14 protein-coding genes are annotated in these 17,939 nt (G+C 37.2%); 12 read left to right on the forward strand and 2 right to left on the reverse strand.

Annotation, left to right across the window (positions count from 1 at the left end; all coding sequences use genetic code 11):
* The first annotated feature begins 66 nt into the window (after positions 1–66).
* Together MKZ10_RS09605 and MKZ10_RS09610 are read left to right on the forward strand one after the other, a co-directional pair.
* Positions 67–975: a VanZ family protein gene (locus tag MKZ10_RS09605; protein ID WP_342504749.1), complete on the forward strand. Its 909-nt coding sequence runs from the start codon at positions 67–69 to the stop codon at positions 973–975.
* Between the two features lie 364 nt (positions 976–1,339).
* Positions 1,340–1,732 carry an OsmC family protein gene (locus MKZ10_RS09610; protein WP_342504750.1) on the forward strand — a complete coding sequence of 131 codons (393 nt, stop codon included), beginning with the start codon at positions 1,340–1,342 and terminating at the stop codon, positions 1,730–1,732.
* A gap of 260 nt (positions 1,733–1,992) precedes the next feature.
* Here MKZ10_RS09610 and MKZ10_RS09615 read toward each other — a convergent pair whose 3' ends face one another.
* Positions 1,993–3,210: an MFS transporter gene (locus MKZ10_RS09615; RefSeq protein WP_342504751.1), complete on the reverse strand. Its 1,218-nt coding sequence runs from the start codon at positions 3,208–3,210 to the stop codon at positions 1,993–1,995.
* A gap of 213 nt (positions 3,211–3,423) precedes the next feature.
* Between MKZ10_RS09615 and MKZ10_RS09620 the strand changes: the two genes are divergently transcribed.
* The 9 genes from MKZ10_RS09620 (at position 3,424) to MKZ10_RS09660 (ending at position 13,179) form a co-directional block, all read left to right on the forward strand.
* Complete coding sequence (locus MKZ10_RS09620) at positions 3,424–5,214, forward strand: S9 family peptidase (protein WP_342504752.1); 1,791 nt, start codon at positions 3,424–3,426, stop codon at positions 5,212–5,214.
* 101 nt (positions 5,215–5,315) lie between these two features.
* Positions 5,316–6,407 (forward strand): metallophosphoesterase, encoded by a 1,092-nt coding sequence (locus tag MKZ10_RS09625; protein WP_342504753.1) that lies wholly within the window; start codon positions 5,316–5,318, stop codon positions 6,405–6,407.
* A 271-nt stretch (positions 6,408–6,678) separates the two neighbouring features.
* The gene (locus tag MKZ10_RS09630; protein ID WP_342504754.1) at positions 6,679–7,002 is read left to right on the forward strand and encodes a nucleotidyltransferase domain-containing protein; all 324 of its coding nucleotides are present in this window, start codon (positions 6,679–6,681) and stop codon (positions 7,000–7,002) included.
* Positions 6,978–7,241, forward strand: coding sequence for a nucleotidyltransferase substrate binding protein (locus tag MKZ10_RS09635; RefSeq protein WP_342504755.1), 264 nt, complete (start codon positions 6,978–6,980; stop codon positions 7,239–7,241). The genes MKZ10_RS09630 and MKZ10_RS09635 overlap by 25 nt, the downstream gene beginning before the upstream one ends.
* Before the next feature lie 201 nt (positions 7,242–7,442).
* Positions 7,443–8,138, forward strand: a complete 696-nt coding sequence (locus MKZ10_RS09640) for a pseudouridine synthase (RefSeq protein WP_342504756.1) — start codon at positions 7,443–7,445, stop codon at positions 8,136–8,138.
* Positions 8,139–8,581: 443 nt separating this feature from the next.
* On the forward strand, positions 8,582–11,902 hold the full coding sequence (locus MKZ10_RS09645) for a RecQ family ATP-dependent DNA helicase (RefSeq protein ID WP_342504757.1): 3,321 nt from the start codon (positions 8,582–8,584) through the stop codon (positions 11,900–11,902).
* Entirely contained in the window at positions 11,890–12,402 is a 513-nt protein-coding gene (locus tag MKZ10_RS09650) for a hypothetical protein (protein ID WP_342504758.1), read from the forward strand. The genes MKZ10_RS09645 and MKZ10_RS09650 overlap by 13 nt, the downstream gene beginning before the upstream one ends.
* A gap of 451 nt (positions 12,403–12,853) precedes the next feature.
* Positions 12,854–12,988 (forward strand): small, acid-soluble spore protein L, encoded by a 135-nt coding sequence (gene sspL / locus MKZ10_RS09655; protein ID WP_342504759.1) that lies wholly within the window; start codon positions 12,854–12,856, stop codon positions 12,986–12,988.
* 83 nt (positions 12,989–13,071) lie between these two features.
* Positions 13,072–13,179 (forward strand): YfhE family protein, encoded by a 108-nt coding sequence (locus MKZ10_RS09660; RefSeq protein ID WP_342510124.1) that lies wholly within the window; start codon positions 13,072–13,074, stop codon positions 13,177–13,179.
* Positions 13,180–13,233: 54 nt separating this feature from the next.
* Here the strand turns inward: MKZ10_RS09660 and MKZ10_RS09665 are convergent, their stop codons facing one another.
* Positions 13,234–13,881, reverse strand: a complete 648-nt coding sequence (locus MKZ10_RS09665) for a hypothetical protein (RefSeq protein WP_342504760.1) — start codon at positions 13,879–13,881, stop codon at positions 13,234–13,236.
* A gap of 205 nt (positions 13,882–14,086) precedes the next feature.
* Here MKZ10_RS09665 and MKZ10_RS09670 point away from each other — a divergent pair, with 205 nt between their 5' ends.
* Complete coding sequence (locus tag MKZ10_RS09670; protein ID WP_342504761.1) at positions 14,087–17,938, forward strand: AAA domain-containing protein; 3,852 nt, start codon at positions 14,087–14,089, stop codon at positions 17,936–17,938.
* Position 17,939 lies beyond the last annotated feature (1 nt).

Genomic DNA, 17,939 nt, shown 5'->3' on the forward strand with positions numbered 1-17,939 from the left:
TGCAATCACAATACTGAATGCTATATTAATAAGTGCTATATATTATTTATAAAGACAGGAGAAATTATGAGAACAAAACAACATAAGATAATTTTCACCATATTAATAATTTATACAGCTTTGATATTATACTTTCTGTTTTTTGGTGTTGGTAGACCTGGTGCAGCAATAAGCATTCACGAATATCGATTTAATTTAATTCCAAATATAATTTATTTAGATATTCCAGCCATTTCAGATTTGAAATATTTTCGATTTTTCACCTTTGGTAATTTTGCAGGATTTATACCTTTTGGTATACTGATTCCTATGCTATATCGCTGTAATTTTTTTAGGTTTATCTCATTATTTCTCCTGTCAATCCTGATAATAGAAACCGTGCAAATGCTAACTTTTCTCGGTAGTTTTGATATAAATGATGTAATAGTGAATTCATTAGGTGCAGCAGTAGGATTTTGTGCATACAAAATTGGATTTCGTTTCAAGGGAATTCGAAAAGAACTTGTTGTCACGGCCATGTCCGTTGTTATCCTTTCAATAGGGGTAATGGTTTTCTCGGAATTGCTAAACAAATCTTTCACAAAAATAGAAGGGCCGATTATGGCTTTAAATGAACTGGATAGTAACAGAAATGTACAGATGGATAAATATCTCCAAAGTTTCGAAATTGACCATGAAAAAATTGAACCAAAAATAAACTTGTATGGTAGCGAAGGTGATGGCGTGGAAGTATTTACCTATTCATTTGATGGTAAAGACATTGTGCTTTCTTTAAACTATGGGATTCCTGATAATGCTAGTGACTATGATGGTATGATAATTATTTCTGTTGATGGGAAAGAGGTAGAAACCCATTCTAATAAAGGCTCTTCCGAATCTTATATGGATGAGGTAAATGAACTTACAATAACAATTAAAGGGAATGTAAAGTTATGGGATGTTACATTTAAAGAAATGAAGTATTGGTGGAACTAGTAGAAAAGGTCGGTTTTCTTAATAACCATCATGACATACGGTATAGAAAGCACCCGTATCCGTTTTTACTTAGATATTATTTAACAGGGACTAAAGAATTGACAGATTAAATGAATGGATGTTATGTTTATATTTAATTCAAGATAAATTAATTAAGGATAATTAAAGAAGTAATACGATTGGAATTAGTCGCAAAAGAGTTGACGGCTTGCTCCGTTATCCTTCGTTCCTGTGAATCAATAATTATGCATGTCTAACGAGCACTGATAATAAGCTGATAAATCAAGTTCTTCGCAGCATGAAAATATTTTTTTGAATATACATTCCGAAATCAAGGTGTATATTATAATGGGAGGAAGTTATTTTGACAATTATCAATAAGATTAATGGCGTAAATGGCATCTATAACGAGGCTGGATTGCAGCTAGAAGGAAGCTTAGCACCTAATTTAAATGGACTATCTCCACGAGAATTGTTGGAAGCATCATTAGGGTTATGTGTGTCTATTTCGCTGCAAAAAATGTTTGAGCGAGACAATATTGTAGTGGAAGATCAGGATATTTCGATTGAGGTAGTGGCTTCTAAAGAGGAAAATATTACAACGCGCTTCGGAAAATTTGATGTGTCTATCGCATTTCCTGAACATTTCACTGAGGAATATAAGCAGAAATTAATCATTTCAGTTGAAAGAGCCTGTACAATTGGCAATACGTTAAAAAATGGTGTGACGATTCATACAGTGGAAAAAGCTGAATAAGTAAATGAGACGCATCAAGTTACAGCCTATTGCTGAAGCTTGATGCGTCTTTTTTTGCCTGCGAATATGTTTCTAACTTCATCCATAAACTAGAGAAACATCAAAATAGAAAGGATGAAGTATTGAAGCGAGCATTATTGTACGGTGCAGCTATCTTAGTTGGACTCATTCTTGGTGTTCTAATTACTTATCTTATGGAATGAGTAAGCTAGTATAATTATAAAAAGAGCAAAGTCGAAAAATTGACCTTGCTTTTTTATCTATTTATTTAAAGCCTTTGAATTCCGAGCAAACCGAATATACACAATGAAGAAGAGAGCAGCGCTTAAAAAGCGTAACCCGGAATTGATGGTCATTGCTATTTCAACACCCCACATTTCCAGTAACCAAATCCCGATTTGCGGTGCGATAAAGGCCATGACCGCGAGCAAAACATTATAGGTCGTGATGCAATACGTTCTTGATGCTTCTGGTGATTGTTCAAGCAGTAAATTGAACAAAATGAGTATAGTTCCTGATAAGAAAAAGCCTGATGTTGTTTGCACAAGTGTTAGATAATACAAGTTTGTAGACAATATCGTTAAAAACGGAGTCGTTGCCATACCAATAGCTGCCCAAACGAACACTTGGATATTGGATCTTTTTTCTGCCCATTTCTTCCAAAGGGGAAACGTTAAAATTTGCATGAGCATACTACCGACAGAAAACATGCTAATCCAAAAAATCGTTGCACCTACGATACGAACATGATAGATATTGAAAATCCCCCATGCCATTTGCCACGTAAAGTTAAAAAATAGGGCAGCAACTAAAAAGGATACATAGCGGGAGTTCTGAAAAATGGACCAATCCATCGCTTTCTTTTTTTCGATTGGCCCATCCCGTTTTACGGGCTCCTCCTCATGTTTCATCAATAAAAATACTTCTACTAAACCAAAACAAAAGGCGATGGCGAATAATACTTGATAAGCCGTGACATTGTCAGACATATCTTTCATAATAATCCCGATCAACAGCGTTGAAATAAGGCCGACTATCGTGAGCATTCGGTTACGGTCACTAAAAAATGCTCCTCGTCTTGAATCACTAACTAAGCCCCCAATCAGTGTTTGCCATCCGATGTTGGCGACAGTATTCGGCATACTCATAACAGCAATCACGATGAGAAATGTCCATGCTTGAAGTGTTGTAGATGGTAAATAGACAAGGAAAATGATGAATAAAAACATTAAACGTGCAAGTAAGACTGACATCGCGACAAGCTTTTTCTGTGCGTGGGCCCGGTTGAGTAAAATAGCAGCTGGAATTGTCATCAGCAATGCCATCAATGGGGGAAGGGAGCTGATAAGCCCAACTTGGTAATTTGTCGCGCCTAAAATGGTAATCGCAAAAATCGGAAAGAAGTTATTTGAGAAGTTTAATGCAATCGTCGATGCCATTCCATGATAAATACTGATTTTTTCATTATAAGTCCGCATATGATCTCCACACTTTTTATAATTTTATCTTCTGTATTGAATTATAGTCTCGAATAGCTAGAAAACAAGTACTTTGAGAAACGAAATTTTTTGGCTGTCTATACACTGTAAGATTTTTAAATCGTAGAAAACTTCAAGTATTCTATCTTATTAGACAGAACATGTATTAATGGGATAAAATGAAAGCATTGATTATTAATTAGGGGGCAAACAATGATTAATTTCCCAAAACCAACAGTTGAACAATTTTTCCGTACGTACACGATTACAAACTTTGCGGTGAGTAGTGATGAAAAGCGATTAGTGTTTAATGCCAACTTGAATGGGAAAATGAATTTATGGGCGATGGATTTGCCTGACACGTATCCGTATTTATTTGCTCATCGGGATGAATCTTGTAATTTTATCAAATTTGATCCGGAAAATCGCTATGTACTTGCGGGATTTGATAAAGATGGGGATGAGAATTATCAAATTTATGCGATTCCAAGTGAAGGTGGATTACCAGAGCCACTAATAACAGGCGTTGCATCTGAAAAGTATTATTTCGGCCATTTAAGTAAAGATGGCAAACGTCTTTACTATGTGACTTCTGAAGAGAACCCATCCTTTTTAAATACGCACGTCCGTGAACTGGAAAACGGAGGAGATACGTTGTTAAACGTTGGAGAGGTATCTCATACTGAACTAGCAGCAGTATCCGAGAATGAACAAGCATCTGTCTATTTACGAGCATTTGCGAATACGTATGTCGTTGGCTTTGTGAAGGTAGGAGAGGAAACATTCAACCTTACACCAGATCCAGAGAAGATTCATGTTGCATATGAACCAGTCTTTACAGATAATGACACCATTTACTTTGTGACTGATTACGATAGCGACGATCTGTATTTGGCCAAGTTCGATTTGACATCAAAAGTGTTTTCAAAAGTGTTAGCAATCGAAGGTGAAGGCATTCAATCTATTAGTTGGGATAAAGGAAATGATGTATTATATTTAACGACTGTCAAAGGTGTTACGGATGTCTTATATCGATACGTCATTTCTGAAGATAAATTAGAGAAATGTTCCTTACCTGTTGATATTATTGAACAAATCCATGTGGCTAAATCAGGAACGCTTTATATTTTAGGACGAAGCGCGACGATACCGCATAATATCTATCAATCAGCAAATGGACTAGAATGGAAGCAATTGACGAATAACCGTGTTTTAGGTTTAGGCCAGGAAGATATGGTGGAGCCAGATATTGTTTCGTATACATCATTTGATGGAATGGAAATCGAGGCTTTATTATTCAAAGCGAAGCCTGAAAATGATAATGGTTATACGATTTTTTGGCCACATGGTGGACCGCAGGCAGCGGAGCGAAAAATGTTCCGTTCGATGTTTCAATGTTTCATCAATCGAGGCTATACGATTTTTGCGCCGAATTTCAGGGGGAGCACAGGCTACGGATCGGCGTTCACAAAACTGGTTGAACAAGATTGGGGTGAAGGACCACGGCTCGACTGTGTTGCTGGAATTGAGTGGTTGTTCGACAATGGATTGACGGATCGGGATAAGCTATTCCTTGTCGGTGGTAGCTATGGCGGATACATGGCACTGCTCTTACATGGTCGTCATCCGGACTTTTTCAAAGCAGTTGTTGATATTTTCGGGCCATCTGATTTATTTACATTCGTCAATTCTGTGCCTCCACATTGGAAGCCAATCATGGAACGCTGGCTTGGAGATCCTGAGCACGATAAAGATCGTTTTATCAAAGATTCACCTGTTACGTATTTAGATGGCATGATCAAGCCAATGCTCGTCATCCAAGGAGCAAAAGATCCGCGTGTCGTAAAAGAAGAATCAGACCAAATTGTTGCCAAATTACAGGAAATGGGTCGCAATATTGAGTATCTTGTTCTAGAGGATGAAGGACATGGCTTCTCGAAAAAGGACAACGAAATTAAAGTATATAGTTTGATGTTGGAGTTTTTAGAAAAGCACCAGGCATAGGTTTTGAATCAATACCAATAACCGCTATGAGAGCAGGAGAATTCAATCTCGTAGCGGTTATTCCTATTTTGCATCTGCAGCACTAGCCAGGAGATGATCTTTTGATTGAAGTAAAACATTTGCAGTTAGATAAAACAAAACGTTCGATTGTAATTTCAGATATCCACGCGAATCTACAGCTTTTCAAGAAATTATTAACCAAATTACAGTATACATCCGAAGACTACCTGTTCATTAATGGAGATTTGTGTGAGAAAGGACCGGCAAGTTTAGAGGTGGTTGACTATGTGCGCAACATGTCCGAAGAGTCAACGAATGTCTTTATCACAAAAGGAAATTGTGATGTTGTATTTAGATATGTATACAACGGAGATGAAGGAATTATTTCGTATATGGATAGACGAAAGGATTCTATTTTAAACGAGATGCTTTCAAAATGTGGTAAATCATTGGAAGACTTTGCTGACCTACAAGAGCTAGCCCATTTTTACCAACACTATTTTTCGGAAGAACTAGATTGGCTTGATGCACTTCCGGCGGCATTTGAAACGGATGATTTTATTATCATTCATGCGGGCATTGAAGATATTAAAGATTGGCAGCTGACAGATGAACAATTTGCTTTATCTGCATCTGCATTTTATGAAAAAGGGCACCAGGCCAATAAAACAGTTATTGTAGGACACTGGCCAGTCGTGAATTATAGAGCAAAACAAATTAGTTCACATAATCCATTGATTGATCTAAAAAAACATATGATTGCGTTGGATGGCGGAAACCAAATAAAAGTAGATGGTCAGCTAAATGCCCTAATTATTGAGAATGGCACTTATTCTTATACATATGTTGATGAGTTAACGCATGAAATGATTGTGCAACAGGATCACGTGGACCCAACGGAAAGAATTGGAACCGTTACTTATCCGAATTACCAAATGAAAATAATAGAGCAGGGAGAGTTTTTTACACTTTGCGAAAATAGTAATCTCGGTATTCAGCAATGGATTAAAAATGAATATCTACTTGTTGAAGATGGGCAGCCATACTGTAAAGATGACCTAAGTATAACCTTTTTATCAGTGGAAAAAGGTGAGAGCGTGTTTATTGTTGATGACACATGCGAAGGGTATACGCTTATTAAGAGAAATAATGGGGAGGTAGGATGGATTCCTGCATATTGTTTGAGCTCTTAACTTTGAAATGATTTTCTCGGCAATGCTTTTATTCGAAATGAAAGGTGGATGATCTTTTGTTCACATTGCGACGTAAGAAGAAAAGAAAGAACAATAATGAGCCTTATTCAAAAGCTGATTTCCTTTTTGATATAGTATTTTGGATTCCCGAGTTAATCTTTTTGCCATTTCGTTTATTTTTTTATGGTGCAAGGGGTATTATACGTTGGATTGATGACTTTTGATGTTCCAAATTGGAACTATGCTATGATAATTGAAAGGGGTGGGGGAAATGGCTACTCGGCTGGAGTTACGTGGGCAAATTTTGAGCGAGTTAAAAAATATTATTGATCAAACTTTGTGCAATGAAGATGTGAAAGTATACTTGTTTGGTTCATGGGCGAGAAATGAAGAAAAGCAAAGCTCGGATATTGATATAGCTGTGGAATCCCGTCATCAGCTTTCCCCTTCAAAGTGGTTGGAGTTACATGATCGGATTGAAGAATCCATTATTCCATACAATGTAGATATTGTTAATCTTGCAGATGCAAGTTCGGCTTTAATTCAAAATGTCAAAAGGGAGGGAGTCATTTGGAAAGACTACAAGAACGAATAGTATCTGCCAAAAAAGCATTAGCTTCCTTACAGAAACTTGTTGTGATTGAACATCCGGACGATGTAGAACGAGATGCGCTAATTCAACGATTTGAATTCACATTTGAGGCATCTTGGAAAGCGGCCAAACAATATTTGTATGATATGGAGGGCATAGATATTGGCTCACCAAAAGGCGTCATTCGAAGCTGTCGGGAAATAACGCTATTTGATGATGAAGAAACGATTCTTGCATTGTAGATGGTAAACGATAGGAATCTAACTGTCCGTACATATAACGAAGAAGTAGCGATTAAAATCCAAATGAATATCAAAACGTATTTTCCGTTATTATCGAATTGGATTTTGCGAATAGAAAAAAGAATATAGCGACCAAAACCACTAAGCCCTATGTAAAGGTATAGTGGTTTTGTTACGTAAGCTATAAATGGAGGAAAAGTTATGCGATTGAATCAATTTATTAGTGCTTCAGGATTTTGTTCGAGACGTAAGGTGGATAAGTTAATTAAGGAAGGGATAGTGACGGTGAATGGAGAGCAAATTAAACTTGGTTATGTGATGAGTGAAGGAGATCGCGTTGAAGTGGATGGGCAGCTTATTAAAGCGAAAGTAAATGATGTTTATTTAATGCTCAATAAGCCACCTGATGTAACTTGTACGGCGGCGAGTGGAATTGAAGGGAATATTATTGATTTTGTTAATTATCCGGAACGTATTTTTCCCGTTGGGCGGCTCGATAAGCAATCTGAGGGCTTAATTTTACTGACGAATGACGGCAGCATTGTCAATGAGCTGTTAAAGGAAGAAAATGAGCATGAAAAAGATTATATTGTGACGGTCGATAAAAAAATAACACCTGAATTTATAGAAGATATGGCGAGTGGCGTTGACATTTACAATCCTAGAAAAAAGGGGAATGTTCAAACGAAGCCTTGCCGAGTTGTTCAACTAGATGATTATTGTTTTAAAATTACGTTATCACAAGGGTTGAATCGACAAATTAGACGCATGTGCCGACGCTTTCAATATACGGTCACACGGTTGCAACGTGTGAGAATCAAGGAATTATCGTTAGGAACATTACCGCTTGGTCAATGGCGTTCGCTAACACAAGGAGAAATAGCTAGGTTGAAATGAATATCTACATTGAATCCATTTAAAATAAAACAATAAGTTTTGAAATCTGAACAAGGTTGATTTCCACTTCAGTCGGTCGCTTTCCGCGGGCTTGGCTTCAGCCGCTTCCCTCGCTGTGCTCAGTCCAGGGTCTTCAGCTCAAGATTTTCCCACTGGAGTCGCCGCCTTCCCCTACAATCAACGAGATTAGAATATTATACCCCTGGAAGTTAATTGAGTAAACGAGCAACCATTCGATTTTTCAGTAAGATAGATGATAACGAAAGTGACCTGCAGTAATAAAACAAATGAATGTTGTGGTAGAATAGAACTACGAAACTTTCCGAAGGTTTTAAGTATAAAAATGTTTGTATAGATTTCAAAAACCGAAGTACTTGATGAATTAAATTTTATAGAAGTGACAAAATTTCTATGAAGATAATAAAGTTAGGGGATTGAGTCTATTGAAGAAATTCACAGCCAATTATTGCAAGTCAAATTCAAATTTTATTATTACGAATTTACCTGAGTATCCCAACAGTGGTGCTTATACAAACCTTATACGAATTGTACAAAATTTATTGACACGTGGCAATCCAACTATTGCCTCTTCTTATATTCGTAAAGAGCTACTACTTAATCGAAATTATCTTGATACACTTGCTGAAGTTATTTTTTTGTCAAATGAAGATCTTAATTGGTCACAAACAATAAAGGGAGATATCAGTCGTGCAGATTATCCCGCCGATGAGCTTTATAGTGATTTATCGGAAATACTAAAAAGTGTTGGATTTATTAAGAACTTAACGATTGCAGAATATAAAGTTCAAGACATTTTGCCGGAAGTAAGCGATGCATTCCATGAACAACAAGTTGATTTTTACATCCCATTGCTTAAAACAGTCATTGAAGTAGATGGGAGTGGACACCAAGATATTGCTCAAAAAGAGTTAGATAATAAGCGTGATAAATTATTTGAACGAAATGGCATTGCGGTTATTCGAATTAATACTGATGATATTCGTAACAAAAATTATGAACCTTTTAAAAAGGCTTTTCGTAAGGTGTATATAAAAAATAAAAAAATCATTAATCACTATGGGAGTGGTTTGGCAACACCACATTCACAGATTGAAACACAAATTCTACTTACCTCAATTGCCCGTATTCAAGTTTTAATACTAGAATTATTGGATCGAGGAGTTATTTCATTTACCAACCGTGTATGGAGGTTTAATATACTTGCAAAAGGTGCTGAACGGTATTTGGAAATAGCATTAAAAGATTTAGAAAATTGGTTTGATAATGTGGCTGCACTCTTAAATATTCAAATTTCGTTACCTAAAGTTCATATCACCATTTTTGAAAGGGAAGAAGATTTTCCCTTAGATCAGAAGCACATCAATATAGACTTTAACCTATTCAAACGATGGGACGAGACAATAAACAAAGAGAATGTCTATACGATTAGAACGGATTTTGATGATAATGCCAATTACTATAGAGTAAAAACAAATGAGCCTGTCACATATGAGATAGGGAAGGACTCACATCCTGTTCAATTAGAGTTTATCTTGGAAAATCTATTTGGATTTTCAGAATTTCGTGATGGCCAAAAAGAAATAATCGTGAACTCTCTCAACGGAGAGGACACTGTTGGACTATTGCCTACGGGTGGAGGGAAATCGCTAACATATCAAATTTGTACACTATTACAACCCGCTATTAGTTTCGTAGTTGCGCCAATTAAATCCCTGATGTTGGATCAAATACGAAATATGAAAACGAAGCATCATATTACTCACGCCACCTATATTAATAGTGATTTGAGGGTAGAAGAATCAAGTAGGGCACTACATGATTTCGGTGCAGGTAAGTACTTATTTATTATTATCTCTCCTGAACGTTTTCAAATACAGAAATTCCGTAATGAATTGTCACTCATCAATCGTACAAAAGCAATTGCCTTAGCTACAATTGATGAAGTTCATTGTCTATCTGAATGGGGTCATGATTTTAGAACCTCTTATTTGATATTGGCGGATACAATACGCCGTTTTGCACCATCTGCTCGCTTTTTGGCATTGACAGCAACTGCATCTTCCAAAGTATTGAAAGATATTATGACAGAATTAAAAATTGAATCGCATAACGTAAAAACAATATCAGACTTTACTCGTAAAGAATTAACTTTTGATATAAAGAATGTTGCAAAGGCAAAGAAATCGCAAGAGCTATTGGAATTAGTAGGTGTTTCAAATCAAGTAGAAAGTACTGTTGAAGGGCCAACTCTTGTATTCACTTCAGTAATTAATGGGAGTAGTGGTTGCTTCGAATTAAGCAATTTGATTAGTAAAAATACTGGTCTTTCGACGAATTTTTACTCAGGAGGAAAACCTAAAAAATTTGAGTCTAATAACTTTAATAAGCATAAAGAACAGATTCAGGAATTATTTATGGATAATAAAATAGATGTACTTGTTGCGACAAAAGCTTTCGGAATGGGCGTTGATAAAAGCAATATTCGACGAACGATTCACTATGGAATTCCGAGTTCATTGGAGTCTTTTTATCAAGAGGCAGGTAGAGCTGGGCGGGACAAAAAACCATCTGAATGCTTTATTTTATATAGTCCTGATATATTAGATGATCAGAAAATAGAAGATATATTTGGTACTGAAACAGATTTAAATAAACTAGAAAAATATCAGAAAGAAATGTCGGGAGATTTAAATACTTCGTTGTTTTTCTTAAAGAATTCCTTGATGGATATTCAAGTTGAAGTTGATGAGCTTTTTGATTTTTTTGTTAATTACCTTTTGGATGTAAATCAATCGATTGACATTCCTTATTTTGATGAATTTGATTTAGGGAAGAAAGAGCGTTTTATTTATCGTTTAGCACTTATTGGGGTAGTAGAGGATTGGACTATTGATTGGAATAAGAAAAGAATTGAAGTAGAAATGACAGAGTGGACAGAGCAGTCAGTTATTAAGACTCTGGAGCGTCATATTCAAAAATACGAGTATAATTTCACATTTGAAATGAAAGAATCTAAGGAGGACGTTTTTAATAAAACAATTGAATATTTCTATGGAAGTGAAGAGCCGTTTTTGAAAAGAATTTTATATGTACTTTTAAAATGGTATAACGATAATGTTAGTTATTCGCGAAAACGTTCTTTACTTTTAATGAAACAGTACGCAGATGAATTTACTGATAGTGCTGCATTGCAACAAAAAATTGAAACATATTTTAAGAGAAATGATGATGTCTACTTTTTAGAGAAAATAGTAGCAAGTGAGAGTAATCTTGAAAAATGGTTCGAAATATTTTTTATTGAAGAAGAGGGAAAAAAACTACAGCCAAGGCCAATTGCTTCATTTAAAAATTTATCTATTACATGTAGTCGTTTCTTAGAGGATAATAATCATGACCCAGCATTAAATTTAATATCAGGTATGCTGGAATTACAACAAGGTCGCTTTGAAACTATAGATGGGAGGAAACGGATGGCTTCTGCCATTCGGGATATTGTAAAAATGGATATGGTGAAAAGAAGGAAAATACTCATATCTATTTTGCATACATTTAATTCGTATTATGACAATGAAAAGCGAGATCAATTGAGTGACGTGCTGATTTCAAACGGATTTGAAGCGATGAATGATTTAAAGGAAATTCACGCAGTCCTTGAAGACCCGATTAGCTATCGTCACATGATACAAACACTTCATACGAATGTACAGAATCAAAAAGTAGGAGGGTACCCATGGGAGATTTAGATCAGATAGAACTACTTGAAGAATATATTGAAGACTTTGGAAAAGAATTAAAAAGCATTAAGAAGGCGTCCGAATACTTGGAATTGATTGAACGATTCCAAGATGAAATCACAAGAACGACCGATATTATGGATCAATCGAAAGACAATATGGTTGCACATCAAGAACTTGCAACGACAAAATTATCACTTTACCAATCAATTCTACAAGGAATTGAACACAAACAAAAGTCCTTAGAAGAATTACAAAAAAATACATTGGATGATCTTTCGGGCTTTGATCAAAAATATGAAAAATACATGAATGAATCAAATAAGTCAATTAAAGAATTATTTAGCAATGTCAATGAGAATAGAACTATGATTGAAACATTATCAAAAGAACAAATGGACCATCGGGGATTTTTGTTCAAGAAGTTATATATGATAGTAGGAGGATTTCTTGGTCTTAACATGGCTTTGGGTGTAGTAATTTTATTTATTTTGCTAAATGGAAAATAAGTGATGTTAAAGTGGGCGGAGTGAAATTCAAATCGCATTTTAGTTATATTAAGGAATCTTTAACCTTTTATTTTTCTGTTGAATATAAGGTAGCTGTTTACTTAAAACATTTTCATAATTACCTATTCCAATTAAAAAGACACATATTTGTATGAATACTAATTTATTTGTTAATAAATATAAAATTCTACTTTTGTTGATTGAAGTGCAAGACGGCGACTCCAGCGGGAATAGCGCGAGCTGAAGACCCTGGACTAAGCATAGCGAGGGAAGCGGCTGAAGCCGTGCCCGCGGAAAGCGTCCGTCTGGAGCGGAAATCAACCTAGTTCGGATTTTAAGGTTAATTGTTCTATTATAAAACTGAATCGCTTATGTAAAAATACAGGAGTGCATTCGTCCCGTTTGGACATACTACAGCGTGAGTTGAAATGTCTAGTTGGAGGTGAAGCACATGGCGAAAAATAATAATGCTGATAAGGGAAAGAAAGCGATTAGTGTAACGCCGCAAGGATATACGGATACGGAATTCGCGGAGGCACCAAAAAGTAAACTAGAAAATGCGGCGAAAAAGAAAAATACTAAATAGGTAAGTGTTTGTAGAACTATAAGGTAAAAAATTACGGGAAGGAGCTTTCGTAAATGAGCGAGAAAAAGCCTCCGCATGAACAAATGACCAATAAAAATAATGGATTATCTTCAGCGCAAGAAGTGCTCTACCAAGAAGAATATAAAAAAGCAGATAAGGTCGCGAAAAATAAAAAGAGCAGTACAAAATAATGAAAAGAACCAAGTCCATAACGCACTGAATGGTTTCGGTACTTGGTTCTTTTCTTATGAAATATCAGGAAATGAGATCACTAACTGTCCCTCTACATTGATAACTTCGATGAGTGCATCGTTGAAAAGATAAGGCGTGTCATTGCTGTCCTGCGGCGTTATATTTTCGTATATATTCTTCACAGACAATACAGGAAACGTCACAGGAATGTAGCGACCATTGCTAAGTGTCTTCATATTCCCCATTAAAAAGATTTCTTTACTCGAGGCTGCAAAACTTAAATGCCCGACTTCTTTTTTCAACGTTCCGGAGACCAATGCTACGCTTTGTAATAAAGAGATGATACATAAAATGAAGTCATTGATGATTTCATTCGATAGCTTGTCAAAACCGTAGCTACTGAATAATGCGTTAAAGCTATTTCGAATTTCTTTAAATGAAAACAGGTCTTCAATCTTTTTTCTGTTCTTTGTCTTTTCTAAATGAGTAATAATTTGTTTACATTCTTCAAGATAATCCTTGACGTAGCCTGTGTTATTTTCCCGTTGGAGTAGAAAGTTACTAATCTCTTGAATTACATTATTATCATGCACATCGTTTCTAACAATCATTAAAAAACTATACAGGTCTTTTTCGTCAAAAGTCTGTTCTGTAAACTTAGTATAATAATATGCCATTAATTGCTGTTGTTTTTTATCCAAAATGCTCGCTCCCAGCTATATAATCACTAATCTAATTGTAATGATACCATGCCGGGAATCCAAAATCACGGGACATTTCATTCGAAATACACTATAATAGGAACATTAGCTTGTATAAAAGGAAACGATAAAAATAATGCAAAGTCAGTCATCTCAGATGTAAAGGGAGGCTGACTTCTGTTTGTTGTAGAAAGAAGGCATTCCTGTGACCCGACAATTAACTAAACAACAAGTGTTGCGCTGTGGCCTCGGCATGACGGAGAACGCGCGTAAAGGAATGGCGCAAATCGTAACAGGAGAACATGCTTTTTTTGCGTTACAGGATGCTTTTGACATCTATATTGAAAAACGGCCCAATAATAAACAAGGCAATATGTCATTTTCATTTTTCTTTGACAACGATACGAATGAAGTGCTTGCAAAACGGCTACAAGGCAAGGTGGCTGTCATGGAATGTGTATATCAGCATGATGGTTTTTTAGCTACAGGTTTTCACGTCAGAGGCCGTAAGGAAGTCGTCCGCACCAACCGCCGTTTACCAACTCGTTTAAAGTTCCTGCTCGGTCGTAATACGGGAGCGACGATGCCTGTTGACTTGTATACGAGTCTTCGGGAGCTACCGATTGCAGAAGAGCGCTCTGAGTATGTGAAGAAAAGAATTTCTAGCTGGGAAGGCTATTTACGGATACAGGAACGCAATGCAGATGTTGCAGATGTGACATCGGCTTTTTCGCGTGCCAGTTTTAGCGAGGATTTTAGTAAGCTCCGCTTAGTGTGCAATGATTTAAAAGGCCCTGATTGGCATGCGATTAAAGGCTTCAGCGCCAAGATGGCAGGGACTTCACAGGATATTGGGAGTGTACTGAATGCCGATCGCTCGAAAAGTCTAATCGAAATTGAACTGAATCGCCATTACAGGGAGCTGGCAAGACAGCATAAATGGCAGCCTCAATCGTTCAAGGCAGTGACATTCAGTAACTTTTTGGAATTAAGCCAAGTGAGACGACTGCGTAAGGGCTTCAAGGATTTGCAGGATGGTCTAGCTGCTAACGCCAATTTGGAGAAAGTTTTATTTGAAGAGCGACCAACTGTCCGTATTTCCAAGCAACAGCAGCAACTAGAATTTCATAATGAGTTAAATAAATTCCAGAGGGAAGCCGTCACTGGAGCTATGACCTCGCATGATTTATATGTGATTCAAGGGCCTCCGGGAACAGGGAAAACAACGGTGATTTCTGAAATTTGCCATCAAAATGTTAAGGCTGGACTACGCACGCTGGTCGCTTCTCAAGCGAATTTAGCTGTCGATAATGCGCTTGGCCGCTTATTGTCGCACCAAGACATTCGAATTTTACGCTATGGTCGAACAGAGAGCATTGAAGAAGAAGGAAAGAAATTCATCGAAGAAAACGTGGCGCTTAATTGGAAAGATCAGACCTTAGATGCCGTCAATGAACAACTGCGTGCACATAGTGAAAGAGAAGCGCAACTGACAGAGGATATCAGGCGTGGTGTGGCTGAGCAAATAGAATTACAAGAGCAATTAACTGTCATTGCGGAAAAAGTACGGTTGAAGCAGGCGACTGAAGTTGAACAACGAACGCTTTCTGAACAGGTTAGTCAGCTGACAATAAGAATGAATGCTATTACCGCAGAGCGCGAGGGCTTATTGCAGCGTCAATCGGAGTTAGAAAAAATAGTCGAAGAAGCTACGACTGAAATCCAACGACTGGAACAGCTTTTGCAATCACAAAGTAGTGGGATGCAGTCTACTGAACAAATTGATAAATTGCAACAACAACTACTGAAGCTATGCGGTGACATTGACTATCGTCAAACGGCGCAAAAAGTAGACGAAACCCAGCAATCCCTTGCGGCGACCCAACAGAACCTTACGGTAAACCGCCAAAAAACAGACAAGCTCCAGCATTTGGTCAATGAACTTGGAGGGATCATGGAGCTAGTTATTTTCGAACAACGGCTAGCTGAGGTAGGAGTTGACGTACCGTACGGGACGAAGCCAAAGATAATCGATTTAAATCAGTTACTTGCCGATATTGCCGCTAGTCAATCAGAGGATGGCTATACAGAATGGGCAGAACTCGCTAATAGGTTGTCCACTGCGATTAAGATGATAGAGGATTTGTTAAAAGAGCATGGGTTTTTGAAGCATTCAGGCGAGAAAACGGTAAGTCGTTCGTATATAACAGTAGCGGAAATCAATGGACTGGTTGATAATATCGCACGATTCCTTGTTGCATCGACAACGAAGCAGAGCCTAGCCATTAAAAGCTACTCAGCTGAGAAATATGAAAACCTTGAAAAAATTGCGATCGCTTTACATATGCTGCGTCAACAAAAAAGTTTTACCTCGATAAAGCTAGCAGGCTTTGAAAAGCAAAATGGGCTACTTGGTCAATCGAAAGCATTATTTATGACTATTCGACAGGAAATCATTCACGCTTTACAGCAAGATATTACAACTGTTGAACAGAATTCAGCGGTCATGCAACAGCAATGTGACAGACAGCGGCTGAAGCTAATTGATCTTCAACAAGCGAGCATGAAATTGTTGGAGCAACTTGGTGTTGTTGATGAAATAACCGTATTAAGTGATATGCAGGCAGAAATGATGGAAAAAGAAAAAATGTATGCTGCTTACCAACGAACGAAGGTAACAGTAGAGACCACTGGATCTGAGTTGAAGCAACAACAGACTGCGGCTCAGTTAACTACTGAAGAACTGATAAACAATACATCAATGTTAAAGAAGTTGGCTGATGAAAAAATTAGCTTGAATGAAGAACTAGTGGCACCGCAACAGCGACTTGAAGTGTTGGCAAAAATTTTGCAAGAGCAGCCTGAAGTGGAGTATCGCCAAGTAGTTGCAATTATGGAAGCGGCACTGGCCGAGCTGAAGGAATTGGAGAAAGAACAACGTGGTTTGCCAATTAAACAGGCTTTACAACAGCAATGGCTATCCCTGCTGACAGAAGCCAATGACTATGATTTGGATGAAATACGAAAGCTATATGTTAAACATGCTAACGTCATTGGTACAACATGTGTGGCGTCAGCAAGACGCGATTTTATGGAAGAATATCCAACCTTTGATGTCGTCATTATTGATGAAGTATCAAAGGCAACTCCGCCTGAGTTACTATTGCCGATGTTAAAAGGTAAAAAGGTTATTTTAGTAGGGGATCATCATCAGTTACCCCCACTCGTTGGACAGGAAACGATGGAGGAATTCCTTGAAGAAATCGATATGCAGGAAGAGAAGAAGGAATTTGAAAAATTGCTGAATGAGTCGTTATTCGAGCGTCTATTCAGAACATTACCGAAGCAAAATAAGACAATGCTTGGTATTCAGTATCGAATGCATGAAAGCATTATGCAGACAATCACGCCTTTTTATGAAGAAGGCGATTACAGTTTGCAATGTGGATTGCCGGATTCTGATACGGTACGTGATCATATGATTGATTCTCGTTATATTCAACGGAAAGACCATCTTCTTTGGTTTGATATGCCCAATAAACCAGCGTATTTTGAGGAAAAGGTGAAGGGCGGAACAAGTCGTTTTAACGAAGCCGAGTTAAAGATGGTTAAAAATGTATTAGTCGATTTGGAACAAGCTACTGACAAGGCAAAAATAGAAGGTAAGATGAAGCCAGAAGATAAAAAAAGTGTCGGTGTCATTAGTTTTTACGGGGAACAGGTGAAGCGTATCGATCGCTTAATTCAACAGGACTTAGTGCCACAGCATTTGCATTGCCGAACAGGGTCTGTCGATAAGTTCCAGGGGATGGAAATGGATATTATCATTTTAAGCTTCGTGAGAAATCATGGGGAAAAGGGCGGCGACATCGGATTCGCACGCGATTATAGGCGGCTAAACGTAGCGTTGTCGCGGGCGCGTGAGCTACTTATTATTATAGGAAGTTCTGAAATGTTTACTATGAGAACGAAGCATCCAAGCTCGAGAGCGATGTATGGTCGTCTGTTAGAGAATATTAAAAAGAATAACGGCTTTAGACAGTATAATGAAATATAAA

It is taken from the genome of Sporosarcina sp. FSL K6-2383, from assembly GCF_038618305.1.
Classification (GTDB): Bacteria; Bacillota; Bacilli; order Bacillales_A; family Planococcaceae; genus Sporosarcina.